At 69.0% G+C, this 18,976-nt stretch carries 17 protein-coding genes and 1 tRNA gene; 7 read left to right on the top strand and 11 right to left on the bottom strand.

Annotated elements, in window-relative coordinates:
• Positions 1 to 122 precede the first annotated feature (122 nt).
• From ACESK5_RS01745 to ACESK5_RS01735, 3 genes are all read right to left on the bottom strand, one after another.
• A complete protein-coding gene (locus ACESK5_RS01745) occupies positions 123 to 575 on the bottom strand; it encodes a helix-turn-helix domain-containing protein (RefSeq protein ID WP_372909822.1) in 453 nt (150 codons plus the stop codon).
• A 65-nt stretch (positions 576 to 640) separates the two neighbouring features.
• Positions 641 to 1,894, bottom strand: coding sequence for a Glu-tRNA(Gln) amidotransferase subunit GatD (gene gatD, locus ACESK5_RS01740; protein WP_372909821.1), 1,254 nt, complete (start codon positions 1,892 to 1,894; stop codon positions 641 to 643).
• A gap of 109 nt (positions 1,895 to 2,003) precedes the next feature.
• Positions 2,004 to 3,824 (bottom strand): multicopper oxidase family protein, encoded by a 1,821-nt coding sequence (locus tag ACESK5_RS01735; protein ID WP_372909820.1) that lies wholly within the window; start codon positions 3,822 to 3,824, stop codon positions 2,004 to 2,006.
• A gap of 273 nt (positions 3,825 to 4,097) precedes the next feature.
• Here ACESK5_RS01735 and ACESK5_RS01730 point away from each other — a divergent pair, with 273 nt between their 5' ends.
• Positions 4,098 to 4,640: a hypothetical protein gene (locus ACESK5_RS01730; protein ID WP_372909819.1), complete on the top strand. Its 543-nt coding sequence runs from the start codon at positions 4,098 to 4,100 to the stop codon at positions 4,638 to 4,640.
• Here the strand turns inward: ACESK5_RS01730 and ACESK5_RS01725 are convergent, their stop codons facing one another.
• The 3 genes from ACESK5_RS01725 to ACESK5_RS01715 all read right to left on the bottom strand — a co-directional run bounded on the left by ACESK5_RS01725 (position 4,641) and on the right by ACESK5_RS01715 (position 8,742).
• Positions 4,641 to 5,297, bottom strand: a complete 657-nt coding sequence (locus tag ACESK5_RS01725; RefSeq protein WP_372909818.1) for a metalloregulator ArsR/SmtB family transcription factor — start codon at positions 5,295 to 5,297, stop codon at positions 4,641 to 4,643. It abuts the gene before it with no gap.
• Positions 5,298 to 5,384: 87 nt separating this feature from the next.
• Complete coding sequence (locus ACESK5_RS01720; protein WP_372909817.1) at positions 5,385 to 6,032, bottom strand: DUF1405 domain-containing protein; 648 nt, start codon at positions 6,030 to 6,032, stop codon at positions 5,385 to 5,387.
• 49 nt (positions 6,033 to 6,081) lie between these two features.
• Positions 6,082 to 8,742, bottom strand: coding sequence for a hypothetical protein (locus ACESK5_RS01715; protein ID WP_372909816.1), 2,661 nt, complete (start codon positions 8,740 to 8,742; stop codon positions 6,082 to 6,084).
• A 126-nt stretch (positions 8,743 to 8,868) separates the two neighbouring features.
• Here ACESK5_RS01715 and gpmI point away from each other — a divergent pair, with 126 nt between their 5' ends.
• The 3 genes from gpmI to ACESK5_RS01700 all read left to right on the top strand — a co-directional run bounded on the left by gpmI (position 8,869) and on the right by ACESK5_RS01700 (position 11,309).
• Positions 8,869 to 10,383, top strand: a complete 1,515-nt coding sequence (gpmI, locus tag ACESK5_RS01710) for a 2,3-bisphosphoglycerate-independent phosphoglycerate mutase (RefSeq protein WP_372909815.1) — start codon at positions 8,869 to 8,871, stop codon at positions 10,381 to 10,383.
• A 168-nt stretch (positions 10,384 to 10,551) separates the two neighbouring features.
• Positions 10,552 to 10,890 (top strand): amphi-Trp domain-containing protein, encoded by a 339-nt coding sequence (locus tag ACESK5_RS01705; protein WP_372909814.1) that lies wholly within the window; start codon positions 10,552 to 10,554, stop codon positions 10,888 to 10,890.
• Complete coding sequence (locus ACESK5_RS01700; RefSeq protein ID WP_372909813.1) at positions 10,887 to 11,309, top strand: hypothetical protein; 423 nt, start codon at positions 10,887 to 10,889, stop codon at positions 11,307 to 11,309. Before ACESK5_RS01705 ends, ACESK5_RS01700 begins: the two co-directional genes overlap by 4 nt.
• A 21-nt stretch (positions 11,310 to 11,330) precedes the next feature.
• On the opposite strand, the gene ACESK5_RS01695 is transcribed toward ACESK5_RS01700, so the two are convergent.
• Positions 11,331 to 11,981 carry a TVP38/TMEM64 family protein gene (locus ACESK5_RS01695; protein WP_372909812.1) on the bottom strand — a complete coding sequence of 217 codons (651 nt, stop codon included), beginning with the start codon at positions 11,979 to 11,981 and terminating at the stop codon, positions 11,331 to 11,333.
• Between the two features lie 215 nt (positions 11,982 to 12,196).
• Between ACESK5_RS01695 and ACESK5_RS01690 the strand changes: the two genes are divergently transcribed.
• Complete coding sequence (locus ACESK5_RS01690) at positions 12,197 to 13,156, top strand: TIGR03557 family F420-dependent LLM class oxidoreductase (RefSeq protein ID WP_372909811.1); 960 nt, start codon at positions 12,197 to 12,199, stop codon at positions 13,154 to 13,156.
• Between the two features lie 42 nt (positions 13,157 to 13,198).
• On the top strand, positions 13,199 to 13,564 hold the full coding sequence (locus ACESK5_RS01685) for a DUF5830 family protein (protein WP_372909810.1): 366 nt from the start codon (positions 13,199 to 13,201) through the stop codon (positions 13,562 to 13,564).
• 6 nt (positions 13,565 to 13,570) lie between these two features.
• Here ACESK5_RS01685 and ACESK5_RS01680 read toward each other — a convergent pair whose 3' ends face one another.
• On the bottom strand, positions 13,571 to 14,755 hold the full coding sequence (locus ACESK5_RS01680) for a hypothetical protein (RefSeq protein ID WP_372909809.1): 1,185 nt from the start codon (positions 14,753 to 14,755) through the stop codon (positions 13,571 to 13,573).
• 169 nt (positions 14,756 to 14,924) lie between these two features.
• Between ACESK5_RS01680 and ACESK5_RS01675 the strand changes: the two genes are divergently transcribed.
• Positions 14,925 to 15,077, top strand: a tRNA-Met gene (locus ACESK5_RS01675).
• Positions 15,078 to 15,156: 79 nt separating this feature from the next.
• Here ACESK5_RS01675 and ACESK5_RS01670 read toward each other — a convergent pair.
• From ACESK5_RS01670 to ACESK5_RS01660, 3 genes are read right to left on the bottom strand one after another with little or no spacing between them, the layout of a single operon-like run.
• On the bottom strand, positions 15,157 to 16,332 hold the full coding sequence (locus tag ACESK5_RS01670) for an ABC transporter permease (protein WP_372909808.1): 1,176 nt from the start codon (positions 16,330 to 16,332) through the stop codon (positions 15,157 to 15,159).
• Positions 16,322 to 17,011: an ABC transporter ATP-binding protein gene (locus tag ACESK5_RS01665; protein WP_372909807.1), complete on the bottom strand. Its 690-nt coding sequence runs from the start codon at positions 17,009 to 17,011 to the stop codon at positions 16,322 to 16,324. The genes ACESK5_RS01670 and ACESK5_RS01665 overlap by 11 nt, the downstream gene beginning before the upstream one ends.
• Complete coding sequence (locus ACESK5_RS01660; protein WP_372909806.1) at positions 17,001 to 18,473, bottom strand: hypothetical protein; 1,473 nt, start codon at positions 18,471 to 18,473, stop codon at positions 17,001 to 17,003. Before ACESK5_RS01660 ends, ACESK5_RS01665 begins: the two co-directional genes overlap by 11 nt.
• Positions 18,474 to 18,976: the final 503 nt, after the last annotated feature.

The raw sequence follows: 18,976 nt of genomic DNA, 5'->3' as shown, positions 1-18,976 counted from the left end.
CACGGTGCGGTCATCCGGCCGGGCGGAGCGAGGAGGTGAACCAGTCACGTCCGTGGGTGAGCAACGAGCGGACTTATATCGTGTACCCGTCTCCCGATCCGCCTCCCGCGTTCGCGGCGCAGTCAGGACTCGCTCGCGTCTGTGTCTCCGTCCCCGTCCGCCTTCGCCTCGTTCAGTAGCCGCCGACAGGTCGACACGGAGTACGTCACGCCGAACCGGTCGGCGACGTAGTCGCGGACGAGGCCGGCGGTCCACGTCTCCTCGCCGAGACCGACCGCCGTGGGCGGGTCGCGCAGGGCGGCGTACAGCGCCGCTCGCTGTGTGGGGTCGAGCTTTCGCGGTCGACCGGGCCGTTTCGCGTCGGAGACGGCCGCCTCGATGGGCCGGTCGTCGAACCGGGAGAGCCAGTTGTAGATGGTCCGCCGCTGGACGCCGTACCACGTGGCGAGTTCGGTCTGCGTCACGCCGTGCTTGTAGGCGATGGCCGTGATGAGTCGCTGAGTGGGTTTCTTCTCCTCGACGCGCTCGAGCGCCCGCTGGAGGTCGGCGACTGAGACGTCCTCGAGGTGTCCCATGCGTGCTCTGGCCCGGCCGAGGAAAAAGTTCTGCCGCCGCGTACCCCTGTCGCTCCGGCCGACCGCTACTCCCAGGGGACCGACCGTTCCTGGAGTTCGCCGACGAGGTTCTCGCCCATCGCCGCCCGCGGGTCGTCGTGGTTCGCCAGCGCCCACATCAGCTTCACCTTCGCCGTCCCCGGGAGCGTGTCGCCGCACTCGACGACGCCGGCGTCGAGGAGGTCACGGCCGGTGTCGTAGACGCGGTCACACACCCGCCCGTCGAGACACTGACTCGTCATCGCCACGACGGTGCCGTCGTCGACCAGTTCGCCCAGCGTGGGGATGAGGTCGGTGTGGACGTGGCCGAGGCCCGTCCCCTCGACGACGAGGCCGTCGAGGCCCGAGTCGCGGAGGAAGTCGGCGTACCGGTCGAGGTCCATCCCGGGCGTGAACTTCAGGAGGTCGACGTCCTCGTTCAGCGCCTCGGCGAGCGAGAGGTCCCGCTCGCCGCGGGCAGTGTACGGGCGCCGCCACTCGATCTCCTCCGTCTCGTAGTCGATTTCGCCGAGCGGCCGCGCGCCGACAGTCTCGAAGGCGTCGCGCCGCGAGGTGTGGTTCTTCCTGACCCTGGTGCCGAGGTGCAGCGCACACGTCGTGTCGGACTGGGAGGCGTGCATGCAGACGAGCACCTCCGCGCAGTCGCTCTTCGCCGCCTCGACCGCACAGACCGCGTTCATCACGTTGTCCGACGAGGGCCTGTCCGCCGAGCGCTGACTCCCCGTGAAGACGATGGGGACGGGCGTGTCGAGCATCAGCGCCATCGCCGCCGCCGAGAACTGCATCGTGTCCGTGCCGTGCATCACGACGACGCCGTCCGCGCCGGCTTCGATTTCGTCCCGGATGGCCCGCGCCAGTTGCTGCCAGATGCCCGGCTCCATGTTCTCCGAGAGGATGTTGGCGACGACGCGCCCGCGGTAGTTCGCCCGGCCCGCCAGGTCGGGGACGGCCCGGAGGACGTCCTCGGCGTCGAACTGCGCCGTCACCGCGCCCGTCCGGTAGTCCACGGTCGAGGCGATGGTCCCGCCCGTCGAGATGAGCGACACCGTGGGGAGGTCGTCGTCGAACTCGATTTCGGACACCGAGTCGCCGTCCTGTGCGCTCTCGATGTCGTGGACGTCGCGTTCGAGGATGTCGACGTCCGCCTCGTCCCTGTCGATGCCGACGTTGTACCCGCCGTCGAGTTTGACGACGAGGTGCTCGCTCGTCGAGGAGGGCAGGAGGACGCCCTCGTTCGTCGTGCCCGCGCGCGTGACGCGGACGCGGTCTCCGGGGTTCATACGCCCGGGTTTCGCGGCGGCGGACTTGAATCCCGGCCTTCCGGTCGGCGGAAGGCTCGTGCGCCGTACCCGTCTCGACGTGACGAGCCTGTGAGCGTGTCACCTACGACTACGACTGGTTCGGGGTCTTTCTCCCGGTCACGACCTCGTACGGGAGCATCATCTCCTGATCCTCGTGTTCGAGGATGTGGCAGTGCCAGACGTACCGCCCGGTAAAGTTGCCGAACTGTGTGATGATTGCCACCGCCTCGTGCGGATCGACTCTGACCGTGTCCTTGTCGCCTGCGTAGTTCTCTGGAATCGGCTTCTTGTCACCGAGATACTCCGTGACTGATGGGTCATCGTCTCGGTAACGAGCCTGGATGAAGCCATCGTGGTCCGGGTCGTCTTCCTCGTAATCTGCACCCGAGTTGAACTGCCGGATCTCGTGGACTTGGAACTCGACGAGGTGCAGGTGAATGGGGTGTGTGTCCCCCGTCGTGTTCGCCAGCCACCAGACCTCCGTCGTCCCGAGCTGTGGCTTCACCACCGCGCTCTCGTCGTCCCACAGCGAGTCGTTGAGGAAGTGGGTGTCGATCCCGTCGTGTTCGCCCGTGTCGAGGGTGTGGTACCGCGTCTCTCGTACATTCTGGGCGCGGAACTCCGGTCCGGACGGGAGTCTGAGAGCCGTCGGGTTGGCGCTCGTGTCGGGCTCCGCGAGCGACTTCGTCACCCTGAACTGCATAATCTCCGGAAGTCCAGGGAAGTCCTCGGTGTCCACCGAGCCGCTGTCCTCCCCGGCGTAGGGCATCTCGGCGTAGTTCTTGAGGGTGAACGTCTCACCCTCGTGGCCCGAGAAGTCGACGACGACATCACCCCGCTCGGCCGGCGCGAGGACGAGATACTCGAGGGAATCGTTCGGAATCGTGACCGTGTTCGGCAGGAACCCCAGGTCGACGCCGATCTGGTGAACGGGCAGCGCCTCGCTGTCGGTGTTCCGCTCCAGCCTGAGACTGAACGTCCGCCCGTTCGAGCCGTTCAGGAACCGGAACCGGTACGTCCGTGGTTCGACTTCGAGGTGGGGCCACACCTTTCCGTTGACGACTGACGTGTCGCCCGCGAACTCGGGCGCGAACGTCTCCGGGTAGTACAGGTCGCCCGACCCGTCGTCTTTGAACGTCCGGTCCTGGACGAGGATCGGAACCTCGTAGTCGCCGCTCGGGAGGTTCAGTCGTTCCTCTCGTGCGTCGCGGATGAGGTAGAAGCCGGCGAGTCCCGCGTAGACGTTCAGCCGCGTGATGCCGAGCGCGTGGTCGTGATACCACAGGGTCGCCGCCGGCTGACGGTTCGTGTAGTCGTACACGGCCTTCTCCCAGAACGGACCCTTCACTTCACCTCCCGGTGACTCCCACGCCTCGGGATAGCCGTCGCTCGCCGCTTCGACGTGCAGGCCGTGCGCGTGAGTCACGGTCCTGATCTCGGGGAACTGCGCGGGTTCCTCGCCGGGCGGCCAGTCGTAGTCGTCAGCCGTCGTTCCGTGGACCCGGCCGTCCACCCCGAGGAGGTGTCCGTCGACGGTTGCCAACGGCGAGTTGTCGAACCGAACCTTGATCGGTTCGTTTCTCTGGGCCTCGATGGTCTTACCGGGGAACAGCCCGTCGTAGCCCCACAGTGTCGTCTCGGGAAGATCTCTGTGTAACTTCTGAGAGAACTGTTCCAGCGGTATCTCGTAGTAGTCACTGCCGTCTATCGTCCCGTCGGGCTCGCGCACCGCCGGAATCGGAAGCGAGTCAACGTACTTCTCCAGCGATGGTGAACTCGCCGCTGCCACCCGCTGCGCTCCCATCGGTAGCGTCGACGCCACCCCCAGGGCGCCGGCCGCTTTCAGCACCGCCCGCCGCGTCGTTCGCCCCACTGTTCCCCTCTCTTGTTGCTTGTTGTTCTCTGACACGGCCCACATACCAACGTGTTCCTGGCAAATAGTTGTTATTTTTACTTACACTGTTATCTTGTGTGTATATTACGATACTCACAGTTCCGTCTCCGTGGCATCAATTGATACAAATCCCTGACTGGGTCGTTTCCCGTCTTGTGCGATACATCACCCTCTTCGCCGTGGGAAAGTCTCTTACCTGTGAAAGCTCAGCCGACACAACCCTAAACACAACCGTCCGCACTAACCGTGGTCACAAGAGCCATACCCCGGGCGCACCCACACCCACTCATGCAACGGAGCGACGAGTCCGAGCAGTCGGTCGACGACCTGCTCGCTGAAGTCGAAGGACTGACCGAGGGCGACGCTCGATCCGAGGCGCGTCGTCAGTCAGCTGATCGCGGCTCGTCCGACGCCTCGGCGGCGTCGACCAGCCGACAGTCGTCGCTCCGCGCTCGACTCGGCGGGCTCTTCTCGCTCCGGACGTTCCTCGTCGCGCTGGTACTCTCCGTCGTCGCCGTCGTCGCCGGCGGCCTCGTCCCGCTCGTCGGATTCGTGGGTCGGCTGGTCGGCCTGTTCGTCGTCGCGTTCGCCATCGGCCTCGTGGGACGGGAGCGCCACTACGTCGAGGTCGGTCTCGCGGGCGCGCTCGCGTCCGGGATGGGGTTCGTCGTCGGTACGCTCACCTCGGCGTTCTTCCCCTTCGCGGTCCGCCTGCTCTCGGAGTACGGCGTCGCAATCGCGGGCGTCGGTGCCGGCGTCGGCGCGCTCGCGGCGCTCGTCGGCCACTACTTCGGGCGGGACCTCCGCGACGGTGTCACCCGCGACCTGTGACTACTCCGTGAGGTACCACTCGTCGTGTCGTTCTTCGAGGAGGCCGCGCTCCGCGAGCGCACCGAGCGCGCGTTCGACGGCCGCGGGTGGCGCGTCCACCTCGCTGGCAACGCTCTCTGCGGTCCGCTCGCCCGTGGCGACGGCGGCGAGCACCTCCGCGTAGAAGCGCGAGTCCGAGTCCGCCCCGATTCGGTCGTTGAGCCGGTCCAGCACGTCGGTGAGACGGCCGTGGACGTAGCGCTGGGCGAGCGAGAGTTCGTTTTCGAGGTCCTCGAGCGTCGCGAGTTCGCGGGCGAGGGTCCCGAGCGAGTCGTCCGAGTCGGTCGGGACGTCGATGGAGACGTGCGGGCACCGCCCCGACATGTCGAGACTCGGGCTCGCCGGATAGGCGCTCTTCGCTCCGAAGCCGTAGCGAGAGACGTTCACCTCCAGGCGGATGTCGCGGGAGATGTGGAAGTACTTCCGTCGCTGGTCGTCCGTCCGTGACTCGACGAGGCCGGCGTCTTCGAGTTTGCGGAGGTGGTCGATGACCGCCTTCGGCGAGACGCCGAGGTACTCGCTTATCTCGGTCACGTAGCAGGGCTTGTGGGCCAGAAGCTGGAGGATGCGCCGACGGTTCTCGTTCCCGAGGAGGTCTAGAAGAACCGCGGAGTCCATTACTCGGTCGTAGGCGACTGAAGCTGAAAAGGTTGACTCAATCGCTGTCCGGGGCGGACGGACCGCCGGACGGCGGGCGAACCGGGCTCAGGCCGGTTCGAGCCGGTCGAAGACGCGAGCGGCGAGCGCCACCGCGCCGACCGACAGGGCGACGGTGAGTGCTGGCAGGACGAGGCCGGGTTCGTACCGGAGCGGCGGATAGTAGCCGAAGCCGTAGTCGAAGACGTCGTTCGCGAGGAGGGCGACGAGCGAGAACGCGAGCGCCCCGCGCGTCGTCTTCCCGTAGTGGGGGATGAGGAACGCCTCGACGACGAACCCCAGGTGGGTGAACATGATGCCCCAGTAGTCCCACAGCGCCGCCGCAGAGAAGCCGACGTACAGTTCGGGCCGGAGGTTCAGCGCGACGGCGGTCCACAGGCCGTACTTGACGAGCCAGACGAACGCGAGCGTGTGGAGATACGCCAGCGGGCGGTTGACCGGCGCCTCCCGGACCGGACGGCCGACGTTCGGGAGAAGCGTCGCGAACGAGAGCGTCGCCAGGGCCAGCGCCGCCGGGGAGTCGCCGAAGAGCGGGTAGAGGAACGTGGGGAGGTCCGCGAGCGAGGGCTCGGAGTGGACGTAGAAGCTCACGCCGACCAGGAAGGCGCTCGCGTTCAGCGCGAGGAACGTCACGAGACTGGGGCCGTTCCCCAGATACTCCTGGACGTATCGCTCGGGGACGAGGTCCGTCGCCATCGGTTCGACTCTCGGACCCACCGGAAAAAACCGTGCCGTTCTCGTCGCCCTACTGCAACGCGTCGAGCGCCCGTGCCGCCCGCCGGTCGGCCGTCTCCGCTCTCCGGGCCGCGATACGCGCTGCGGGCTGGGGGGCGTCCTCGCGCCCTCCGAACGACGACAGCCGTTCGAGGACCGCTCGAAGCGCCCGGAGCGCCTCGGCCGTCGCCGCGTCGTCGTTCGCGAGCGCCGACTCGTTCGCCGCCTGCGCCTGCGAGACGGCCTCGTCGAGCGCCGACCGGAGCGCGTCCCGGGACGCCGTCCCGCGCCGACCGGTGGCAGACGGGTCGGGCGTCGGTGTCGGCGTCTCCGTCTCCGTCGGTGTCGACGTCGACGTCGACGTGGCCGTCGGCGTCGCGTCGGGTGTCGCTGTCGACTCGGGTCCGGCCGTCGGCGTGGCCGTTCTGTCGTCCTCGTCTTCCGGTTCCTCCTCGCTCGACTGGACCTCGAGTTCGATGGTCGCGTCGGCGTCGGCATCGGCGCCGGTGCCACTGGCCGGCGTCGCCGTGCCGTTCGGTGACGGCGTCGACGTCGTTCGTTCGTCCCCGTCGCCCCCGTCGCTCCGGCCCGTCTCGGCCTCCCCGTCGTCGGGTCCCCGGGCGGTGTCGCCTCCGCCCCCTCCACGGTCGAGGAGGCGCTCGACCGTCTCTCGCGTCTCGATCAGATGCTCCACGAGGAACCGGGTGATTCCGGAGACGCCGGTCCGGGCCTTCGCCACCTCGGCGGCGTTCTGGTTCGGCCCGGGGTTGACCCGTTCGACGCTCGTCTCCCCCCGTTCGTCGGTGACCTCCACGGTGTAGCCGCCCGCCCGGTGGACGTAGACGCCCGCCCGTCCCTCGCTCTCGACCGGCGGCGCGTCGAAGACGCGGCCGGCGGCGTCGTCCTCGACACGGACCCGGCGAGCACCGCCGCGTTCCGCCGCGTCGACTTCGAGTTTCACCGCGTCCTCGCTGGGCACGAGGCCGATTCGGCCGTCGGCACCGACACGTACGGCCTCGTCGGGTCCCGCCGCCCCGTCCGGCGTGTTGCGCTCCGTCGTCGACTCCGCCTGGGTCACTGTCGCCGGCTCCGTCTCCGTCTCCGTCGCTGTCGCCGTCGTCGTCCCCGCTCCGGTCGTCGTCCCAGCCCCCGTGTCGGTCGTGGCCGACCCGCCACCGACCCGCACCTGCTGGGCGTACGGCGCGTAGCCCGGACCGTTGACCGTGAGAGTGTGGTCGCCGGACGGGACGTCGACGAAGGCGGCCACACCGGCGAACGTCGGCGCGGCCGTCGGGTCTGACGCCAGTCGGACGACGGCCTCGACGGGCGGCGTGGTGAGCGTGACGCCGACGTCGACGTCGTCGCTCGGCCGGAGTTCCGCGATACGACCGACGACGGTCTCCCCCCACGAACCGGCGTCGACGTCGTACCGCTCGCGGATGGCCTCGCGGTGGGACCCGTCGGTCACGTCCGCGAGCGGGTCGCGGTACCGCGACTGGGTCCACGGCGTCGACGTCGTCGTGATGTGTGACGAGAGGGCGTCCTCGACGAACCCCGGAACGGCGAACTGGAAGCTCAACTGCGGGCCGGTGAACGCGGCGATGTCCTCTACCTCGGCCGTCGGGACGAGCGCGTAGTACTCGTCCGCCTCGGCGTCTGCCGCCCGCGACTCGGGTTCGAACACCGCACCCCGCTCCCGCGTGGGCAGGTCGGTCGGCGGCGTCGAGCGGTCGGTGAACGACCCCACGGTCAGGTCCGTCGGGACGAGGTCCTCGGCGGCGACGTTCGGGAGGTCCGGGTGGTCGGTGAGCGGCGCCCCGTCGAGTTCCGGGACGACGTACGGGAGGCGGAAGCCCTCGTCGCGCGGGAGGCCGTACGCGAGCGGGAGGCCCTCCTCGCCCGACGCGACGGCGAGGACGCCGTTGGTGACGTCGGCCGTGAGGCCGCCGGTCGGGACGCGCTGGAACGTGTCGCGGCGCTCGTTCATCCCCAGCGCCGAGGAGTGCGAGCCGACCTCGCTGATGATGGCCGGGGTCGACTCGGGGTCGAGGTACTCGTTGTTCGGCACCCGCCGCGAGTGCGCGCGGGCGGCGTACAGCACCGGGTCGCCCGACTGGCGGTCGACGAACGCCTGGAGGAGTTCCCAGTCGTGCCAGTGGAAGTTGACCGAGAACTGGTCGAACGCGGAGTAGAGCCAGTACTGCACGACGACGAGGCGCTCGGTGTACTCGCGGACGTGGTAGAACACCGTCGGGTCCGGGGCCATCGTCTCGCGCGCCGCGGCCGTGTACCCGTCGAGCGCGTCGAAGCCGTCGACGACCGTCTCGCCGTCCCGCTCGGTTGTGTACGGCCGCGGGTCGGTCGGGAACCACCGCTCGCGCCGCCCGAAGTACAGCGTCGGGGCGAACCGCTCGGCCAGTCGGCGGGCCTCGTCCTCGGCCACCGGGGTGGTCTGCCGCGGACTCGTGTCGGTGGTCGCCCCGTCGCCGCCTCCGTCGCCGCCTCCGTCGCTGCCGTCGGTCCCGCCGAACCCGACGGCACCGACTCCGACGGCACCGGCGACGGCGGCACCGGCGACGAGCGCGCGGCGGCTGACGGGCAGACGGGACTCCGAATCGGCGTCGGTGTCGGGGGGCGGCGAGACGTCGTCACCCGGCCCCTCACCGTCGTGGTTCTCGGGTTCGGAGGGCATCGGTAGCACGCGGGTTAGCGTCCGTCCACAAGTCTCTGTTGGCTCCGGTCGGCGACTCCGGCGAGTCGCGGCCGCTCGTCTCCGCCAAACGACACGTAATTAGGCGTCGGTGGCGACCACTCGGGTATGCAGGCAGCGCTCGTTGTGCTCGACGGCTGGGGACTCGGTGACCACGACCGACGCGACGCAGTGAAGGCGGCGTCGACGCCGAACTTCGACCGGTTCGCCGAGGCCGGTGCGTACACGACGCTCGACGTCTCCGGGCGGCGGGTCGGCCTCCCCGACGGGCAGATGGGCAACAGCGAGGTTGGCCACCTCAACATCGGCGCCGGCCGCGTCGTCAAACAGGCCTACACTCGTATCGAGGACGCCATCGCCGAGGGGACGTTCGCGGAGAACGAGGCGCTCACGACGGCGTTCGACCACGCCGAGGAGACCGGAGGGCGGGTCCACTTCATGGGTCTCGTCTCCGACGGCGGTGTCCACTCCGAGCAGGGTCATCTCCACGCGCTCGTCGACATCGCCGCCGACCACGGCATCGAGGCGGTCACCCACGCGTTCATGGACGGGCGCGACACCGACCCCCACGGGGGGCGGCACTACCTCGCCGACCTGGAAGCTCACGTCGCCGACCGTGGAACGGGCGACGTGGCGACCGTCTCCGGGCGGTACTACGCGATGGACCGCGACCAGAACTGGGAGCGGACGAAACGCGCGTACGATGCCATCGTCGAGCGCGAGGCCGAGCACACGGCGACGACGGCCGTGGAGGCGGTCGAAGTGTCGTACGACCGCGGCGACACCGACGAGTTCGTCGAACCGACGCTCGTCGAGGGCGGCCCCGCACTCGAAGACGGCGACGCGGTAATCTTCTTCAACTTCCGTCCGGACCGCGCACGCCAACTGGTGCGGATGCTCGCCGACCTCGACCCCGTCTGGGAGTTCGACACCCATCCCCCCGACGTCGAACTCGTCACGATGACCGAGTACGACCAGACGTTCGACTTCCCCGTCGCGTTCCCGCCGCAGGAACCCGAGGACACGCTGGGCGAGGTGCTCTCGGAAGCGGGCAAGACACAGCTCCGACTCGCCGAGTCCGAGAAGTACGCCCACGTCACCTACTTCCTCAACGGGGGGAGAGAGGTGGAGTTCGAGGGCGAGAAACGCGAGATCATCGAGTCGCCGGACGTCCCGACCTACGACCAACAGCCCGAGATGAGCGCCGAGGCGGTCACCGACACGGCAGTCGAGACCATCGAACGCGACGACCCCGACGTCCTCGTGTTGAACTACGCCAACCCCGATATGGTCGGGCACACCGGCGACTTCGACGCCGCCGTCGCCGCCGTTGAGGCCGTCGACGAGCAACTCGGCCGACTCGTCGAGGCCGTTCGAGCCGCCGGCGGGCACGTCCTCGTCACGGCCGACCACGGCAACGCCGACGACATGGGCACGCCGGACCAACCACACACGGCGCACACGACCAGCCCGGTTCCCCTGGTGTACCTCGCCCCCGACGGCTCCGACGGCGGGCGCTCGTTGAGAGCCGGCGGGTCGCTCTGTGACCTCGCCCCGACCCTGCTGGAACTCGTCGACGTCGACCAGCCGGCGACGATGACTGGCGAGTCGCTCCTCGAGTAGGTGTCTGCGCCGTCGAGCCCTTCTCGGCGCCGTCGAACCCCACGAGCTACGCGACCGAGAGCGAACGCGACTCGCTCGTGACCCGGACCACGGACGGCGATCGGGCTGCACGGGGCTTGTCCAGGCAAGCCGGTTCCTGATGCGCCGACGGTCGCTACCGGGTCTACGATGGCAGAACGAACGAGCTACGATACCGAGACCAGTCGCGGCGAGACGGCCGACTTCCTGCGGACGATCGCCGACGAACTCGACGGTGAATCCCAGGTCGTGACGGTCGAAGTGGGGAACAAACGAGTCGAACTGTCGCCGCCCGAGACCGTCGACGCGTCGGTCGAGGTGACCGAGCGATCACGCGTCCTCCGGAAGGACGTCGAGGAGCTGAACCTGAACTTCCGGTGGAATCCGGTGACGAACACCGTCGAGACGAATCGTCGCACGAACGGCTCAGCCGAGACGGAGTCGGAGTCGGACCGGCAGGCCGAGACCGAGGCGACGGTGGAGCGATGACGACGGCGCTCCTCGACGCGTTCGCGGGGACGGTCCTCCAGGCGTCCACTGACGTCGAGGCCGTCGCGAGCGCGGTGTTCGTCTTCCTCGTGAGTTTCCTCGTCGGGACGGCCGCCATCCACGTCGGCGCGCAGTTCATCATCGACCGCGACACGGGCTACCGCCGCGCGGCACTGACGGCACTCCTCGGCGCACTCGTCTACTCGGTCGTCGGCTTCTTCCTGGGCTGGATTCCGCTGCTCGGCCCGGTGCTCATGCTGCTGGCGTGGGTCTTCGTCGTGAACTTCCAGTACCCCGGCGGCTGGGGCACCGCAGCCGGCATCGGCGTGACGGCGTGGGGGGTCGCACTCATCCTGCTGTTCGCGCTCGCCCAGGTCGGACTGGTCACCTCGGACGCGTTCGGCGTCCCGGGTATCTGACACCGCTCACGACCGACCGTCTCACTCCGCGTCGACGTCCGGGACTGGTTCTTCACGTCCGAAGGCCACGCGGTACAGTGGCCCGGCGAGGAGCAGGACCGCCGCGAGCCCACACGCCGCGACGAGTCGCCAGTCGACGGCTCCGAGCGACGCCTCGGCCAGCGAGTCGAGCGACGAACCCGCGAGGATGCCGACGACCATCCAGGGGAGTTCGCCGACGGCCGTGCCGAGGAGGAACGTCCGGAGGGAGACGCCGGAGACGCCCGCGGCGACGGAGACGACGTCCGACGGGGCGGGCAGGAGGCGCGAGGCGACCACGCTCCGGAGGTCACCGGCCTCGTAGACGACGCGTTCGCCGGCGGCAGCGACCCACGACTCCCGGCGCAGTCGACGGGCGACGAGAAAGGGCGGGACGCTCGTGAACGTGATGAGCGCGAGCGCGTACGGCCCCCCGACTAGTCCGTACCCGTAGCCCGCGGCGACAGCGAGAAGCGTCGTCGGCCAGGCGACGAGCGGGCGGAGGCAGGCGACGACGAAGAGCGCGAGGCCGAACCGGAGCGGGTCGGCGGCGAGCCACGCCAGCCACCGGAGGGCGGGCCCGGGTGCCGCGAGGACGGCCGCGGCGACCACCGCAAGGAGCGCGAGTCCGAAGACGAGCCGTGACCGTCGCATACGCGGTCCGTCTCTACGGCTGGGTATACGTCTTGTGTTCAGCCCGGGCCTCGGTGTCGCAGTCACCTCGCCGGGTCCCACCGCTCGCGTTCGACGGGCCGACGGTTCGACCGGCCACCCTTGCCTCACAAGCCCGTCGCTTATGGCTCCACGTCGACCGATATCCGCCGTATGACAGCGACTTCCGAGCGACTGGACGCGGCGGTGAGTCGCCGATGAGCGACGTCGGCTACACACTCTCGAGCGAGGAGTTCGGGCCGAACGAACTGGTCGATCTGGCCTCGCGCGCGGAGACGACCGGGTTCGACTTCCTCGGCATCTCCGACCACTTCCACCCGTGGCTCGAAGCACAGGGTGAGTCGTCGTTCGTCTGGAGCACACTCGGCGGCGTCGCCCGGGCCACGGACGACATCGACGTCGGCGTCGGCGTCACCTGTCCGACGTTCCGTATCCATCCGGTGAACGTCGCACACGCGGTGGCGACGGTGGCGTCGATGTTCGAGGACCGGCGGTTCTCCTTCGGTGTCGGCACGGGCGAACTGCTGAACGAACACGTCACGGGCGACCACTGGCCGCCCCACCACGTCAGACTGGAGATGCTGCGAGAGGCGGTCGACCTGATTCGACAGCTGTGGGGGCCCGGGCAGACGAACCACCACGGCACACACTACACGGTCGAGAACGCCCGGATATTCACCCGTCCCGACGAGTTCCCGCCCATCTGCGTGTCGGCGTTCGGCGAGCAGACCGCCCGGGCGGCGGCCGAGTTCGGCGACGGGTTCTGGTCGGTCGGTCCGCAGGGTGACCTCCTCGACGCCTACCGGGAGAACGACGGCGACGGGGAGGCGATTACCCAGGTACACGTCTGCTACGCCGAGACGGAAGCGGAGGCCGTCTCGACCGCCCACGAGTACTGGGCGAACTCGGCGCTCCCGGGCGAACTCGCACAGGTCCTGCCGACCACCGCCCACTTCGAGCAGGCGACCCAGGCGGTCACCGAGGCGGATATCCGCGAGGGGTCCATCGTTACGGACCCCGACCCGGAGGCACACGTCCAGGCCATCCAGTCGTGTCTCGACGCCGGCTACGACACGGTGTACGTCCACCAGATCGGCGAGGACCAGGCGTCGTTCTTCGAGTTCTACGAGGAGGCGGTCCTCCCGACGTTCGACTGAGGGCGCGGAACGTTTATCGATGGCCACCCTGAACTGAGCGACGTGACCGAGCGAACCGACCGGGTCGAACTCGCGCTCGACCTGCTCGCACACCTCGAGACCGACGAACTCGCCCTCGCCGACGTCGTCGACCGCATCGAGACGGTGACGACCGACCCCTCTCTCACCCGCGAGATACTCGACACGGCGGAGATGCGCGGCATCATCGACCGCGACGGCGCGCGGGTCCGGACCCGCCGGGGGGGCACGTTCGTCCGCTTCGACAGTCAGGTCGTGACGCGGGAGGGGAAGTTCGAGTGCCGCCGCTGTGGGGCGGGGCTCTCCACGGGCCACTTCGTCCAGTTCGACGCGGGCGAACTCGGGCCGTTCGGCTCCTCGTGCGTTCGAAAGGTGCTCGGACGGGAGTGAGCCGGGTCAGAGCCGCCGGCGGAGTTCGGCGATGAGCCGTTCGAGGAGTTCCTCCTGCCGAGCGATGCGTTCGTTCTGTGCTTCGACGGTCTCGCGGAGCGCCTCAACCTCGGCGACGAGCGCGGCGAGTTCGTCGTCGCCGGCCTCGTCCGGTGTCACCGCGAGGTCGGCCGGTTCGTCGCCGGGGGGGCCGAGGAGGTCACCCGTCCCGATGGCGTCGAGCCCAGTCGACTCGCCGGCCGCCGTCGCGCTCGTCTCGTCTCCCGGTGGCGCCGACGCGTCGGCGGACGACCCCTCTCCGCGAGCCTCCGCCGACCCGGCCTCGTCCGTCGGGGCCGGGGACACGCTGTCGACGTCCGTCGTGTCCGTCGCGGACGCACTATCGGCGTCCGTCGTGCCCGTCGCGGACGCGCTGTCGACCCCGCCGACGTCAGTCGACCCGCCGTCGCCCCCTGCAGCGTCCCCCGCGGAGTCGGCGCGTTCGCTCGGCGTCGCCGAGAGCGGCGTCGGTCCCTCCCCGAACGACATCGTGGCGGACGGCGACTCCTCGTCGTCGACGGTGAACCGTTCGCGGAGCGTCTCGAGGCTGTCGGCGTCGTGGTGCGTCAGGAGCGCCTCGGTGAGGCGCTCGCTCACCTCCCGGGAACGGTCGCTCGGCGCCTTGAACCGCTCTTGTCGGCCGTCGTGGGTGAGGACGAGCGTCGTCGCGACGTTCCCCTCCTCGACGGCGAAGTCGGTAACGTCCGCGAAGTGGTACTCATCGAAGTCCTCGTCCCACACGGCGCTCCCGACGTGTTTCACGAGGCGGTCGCTCGTGACGACGAGCGTCAACTCGGAGAAGCGGAACGTCTCCTTCACCGTCTCGCCGGGGTCGGTGACGCCCGAGGCGTTGAGCGTACCGGCGAGCACCGGATGCAACGCCCGGTCGAGGGCCTTCGACGGGACGGTGAAGGAGCGCTCGCCGTCGAGTCCGTAGTCGAGTGTGATGCTCGCCTTGCGGCGACCGCTGGAGACGTCGATGCGCTCCGCACCGTGGGGGAACTCCTCGACCGATTCGTCCGAGAGCAGCGAGTCGGCGCGGTACAGCAGCGTCCGCGTCGGCGTGACGAACAGGGCATCGTCGCCGAGAGAGACGCGTGCGGCGACCGACTCGTCGCCGAGCGCCGACTGGACGATGTCCGGGTGTGACATGGCTCTCACGTCCCGGCCGTCCAGCATAAATCCGCGGATGAGTTTATCACTCTTGACACGACGGACACGAGCGTGGCCCGGATGCGGCCGCCATCGGCGCGTGATGACACGCGTCTCACCAGTGACGGATAGGAAGGTTGAAGGGCAGGACCGCAATACAGCAGTGTGAGGCCGGGTGGCTTAGCTGGACATAGCGCCGCACTCATAGGGTTCTGAGATTCGGTGCGGTACCGCCTTGGAAGCCTCCGTCAGCCTTACGGGGCCTGCCGAGCCTCGGACCTGGGCCATGCGGAGATCGCGGGTTCGGAGCCCGCCCCGGCCACTCTTCGGACGAAACCGAACGTGAGTGAGTGTCGAGTTTCCACGGAAGGGGCGTGGAGCGGGCGGAGAGCCCGGGACGGTCAGTTCCCCCGGAGCGCCTGTACAGGGTCGAGCGTCGCCGCCTTCCACGCGGGATACGCGCCGCTGACCAGGCTCGACCCGACGCCGAAGGCGACGGCGACCGTGAGGTAGAAGACGCTGAGCGTGTCGAACGCCAGCGGGTCCCCGAGGAACAGTTCGTTGACTCCCAGTCCGACGAGAACGCTCACGACGGCCCCGACGGTGCCACCGACGATGCCGAGGATGCCCGCCTCGGTCAGGAGAATACGTAGCACCGCCCGCTTCTCGAAGCCGACCGCCCGGAGCACCCCGATCTCCTCGCGGCGTTCCACCGTCGACATGAGCATCACGTTGAGGATACTCGTCCCGGCGACGACGAGCGACACCGCGCCGATGCCGACGAGGAAGAGGTTCAGCTGGAGGAAGAGCTGGTCGACCTGTTCGGCGAGACGGCCGAACTCGAACACCTGGACGCGCTCCTGGCGGCCATTCATCGTCTCTCGGATGCGCTCGGCCGTCTCGTTCGCCTCGGCCGTCGACGCCGACAGAACGACGACCTGCGCGTAGGTGTCCTCGTCGAACCGCTCGGGCGGGAGGAGGACGGCGTCGTCCGGGTCGACGACGACGGCCTGGCCGGTCTCGTCGAGGACGGCGACGACCCGGTAGGTCTGCTCGTCGACCGTCAGCGCGTCGCCGGCGCGGATACCTTCGTCGCGGGCGAGCTGGTCCCCGACGACAGCGCCACTGCGCCACTGGTCGGGGACGAACCCCTGTCGGACGTCGTACAGCGCGTTCGGGTCGGCGAGGCCGTATACCGTTCGGTTCTGGGTCTCCCCACGATAGCCCACCTCCCGACTGTCGCGCTTGACGGCGACGAGTTCCGCCCCGCCGGCAGCCCGACGGATCTCTCGGAGCTGCGTCTCGGTGAAGTTCTGTCTCCCGAGGTCCTCGCCGGGGACGACCATCACGTCGTTGCCGATGGCCCCGATGTTCTCCATCTGCGAGCGCTGGAACGCCGAGCCGAACATCCCGAGCGAGGCGATGGCCACGACGCCGATGGCGATGCCGAGCGCCGCGAGCAGCGAGCGCGTCTTCGTCCGCGTCAGGTTGCGCCCGGCCAGCGAGAGCACGGGGAAGCGGTCGGCGAACGTCGGCGTTCCGTCCGGTACGGCCTCCGGGTCGCCCTCACGAGACATGCTGTGTCTCCCGTGAAGACTCGCCGAGTCGGCCGTCGACGAGTTCGACGACACGGTCGGCGTGGTCGGTCACGAGTCGGTCGTGCGTGACAGCGATGACGCTGACCCCCTCTTCGGTGATGTCCTGAAACTCCCGGAGAATCTGCGTACCGGTCGCCTGGTCGAGATTCCCTGTCGGCTCGTCGGCGAGCAGGACGCCGGGGTCGTTGACGAGCGACCGGGCGATAGCGACGCGCTGTTGCTGCCCGCCCGAGAGCTGTGGGGGTCGGTGCTCGGTCCGGTCGCCGAGGCCGAACTGCGTCAGCAACTCGACCGCCCGGCGGTTCCGTTCGGCGGCGGACCCGACGAACAGCCGCGGGAGCGCGACGTTCTCGCGGGCCGTCAGCGTCGGGATGAGGTAGAACTGCTGGAAGATGAAGCCGATGGTCTCGCGTCTGAGTGCCGTCCGCTCCGCGTCCGAGAGCGTGCTCGTGTCCACCTGGTCGACGAGGACCGTCCCCTCCGAGGGCGTATCGAGGAGGCCGAGCACGTTGAGGAGTGTCGACTTGCCCGACCCCGACGGGCCGACGACGGCGACGAACTCGCCGGACTCGACGCGGAAGTCGACGTGCGAGAGCGCGGTCACGACCTCCGCACCGACGTCGTACCGCCGGGTGACGTCCTGTGCCTCAAGCAGCACGGCGACGCCTCCACAGGAACACGCCGGCGACGACCACTGCGAGGACGGCCCCGAGCCCGACGAGTGGGAACCCGGAGCCACCCTGTTCGGGTGTCTCCGGCGGGTCGTACGTGGCCTCGACCGTCCGCGTCCGCTCGTCGCCGTCGACGAGGTAGGTCACTTCGAGCGGAATCGTGGTCTCGTTGTCGGCGTCGACCCGGGCGTTCAGCGCGAACGACGCGAAGTCGCTCGCGTCGACGGCGCCGACGAAGTACTCCGTTCCGGGGTCGACCGGGCCGACCGCGTCGCCGGAGCGGACGCGGACGGTGACAGCCTGCACGTCGGTCGTGCCGACGTTGCTCGCCGTCCCGGTGATACGGACCGTCCCGGCGTCCGTCCGTGCGACCTCGATGCCGGTGAGGTCGATCCGTCCGGGGACGAACACCCCGCGCACCGTCCGTGTGGCCTCGTGGCGCTCGCCGGCGACTTCGTACGCCGCACGGACGGTGAGTTCGGGACCGACCGCGGCGAGGTCGGTCACGTTCAGCCGGACCGTCTCGGTGTCACGCGGCCCGACCCGGTCGACGAGGGCCGTCGAGAGCGTCGCGTCCCCACTCGCGCCGGTGACGGCGACGTCCTCGACCCGCGTGTTGCCGAGGTTGACGACGGTGACTTCGACGGCCGGGTCGCCACCTCTGACCGTCGCCACGTCGAGTCGGATGTCGCGTTCCAGGGGGTCGACGGCGTAGCGGAACGTCTCCTCCGTGGTCCGTCGCTCGCCGCTGGCGTCGGTGTACGTGAGGCGCGCGGTGAGTCGCTGGCCGCCGGCGCGCGTCGGTGTCACGTCGAAGGTGTAGTTCGTCTCCGCGCCGCCGTCGAGGGCCGACCGGACGCGCCGTTGGCGGTCGATACGCACGTTCTCACCGGTCAGTTCGAGCTGGACGTTACGGACGGCGGTCGTGAGTCCGTTCGCCACCGTGAGGTTCACCCGCGACTCGGCCCCGACGACGCCGTCTTCGAACTCGGCGTCGAGCTGTGGGCGCTGTGGTTCGACGACCTGGACGGTGACGGGGTACGTCACGCGGACGGCCCGGCCCGTCGCGGTCTGTCCGTAGACGAGGACGCGAAGCGTGTGCCAGCCGGGTTCGTCGACGGTCGCCGGCAGGCCGACCTCCATCGACGTCCCGGGCGACAGGACGCCGAGGTCGTCCGCGCTCGACCACCCCGCCGGCCCGCGTCCGGGGACCTCGACGGCGACTTCGTTGACGGTGAACGGCCCGGCGGCACCAGCCTGGTTCCGGACCGTCGCGCGGACCTCGAAGGTGTCGCCGGCGGCCGGCGTGGTCGGGGTGTGTGTCGCGTTCGTCACGACGACCGAGGACGACTGCGCGGCGGCCGGTGGCGCGAGCGCGGCGAGGCTACACGAGAGGAGGAAAACGACGAGGGCAGTGGCTCCGACGGCGGAGCGGCGGTTCGGGGACATCGTAGCTGGTCGATGCACTCCCGGCGGGGGTATATCTATTTCTCTCCGAACACGACGAGACCACTGTGAGATGGTGGCATCGTCCGTCGAGTCGGGGACTCGCGGCCACGGACGCGCTCTTTGCACGTGACTCACCGGTGGTCGTCACGTGACGACCGACCGGTGGTTCCAGTGACCTCCCTGTAGATACGCGACCCATCAAGACACAGTTTGTCTGGGAGGTAGTCGAAGGTGGACGAGTGACAGATAAAAACGTGTCGGAGGTTGTATGACGTTGCCGACCCCCCGTGCCGTCGTCGCTGGACTCCTCGCCGCCCACTCTGCGTGACGTGTGGCACCCCTCCCCACGGAACCTTTATGATAGTTCGTGAAAGTCGTTCGAGTGAACGACGATGCCCGAAGTACGCGTACGCGACTGATTCTCCTCTCCCTCCCGGCGCGCATCGTCACCAGACCGTCCCGTTCCGATCCCCCACGAATGAGCACAACACCCCACCCGACCG

Origin of the sequence: Salinigranum sp. (genome assembly GCF_041641895.1) — an archaeon.
Lineage (GTDB): Archaea > Halobacteriota > Halobacteria > Halobacteriales > Haloferacaceae > Salinigranum.
This window is presented reverse-complemented; position numbering and strand designations above follow the sequence as displayed.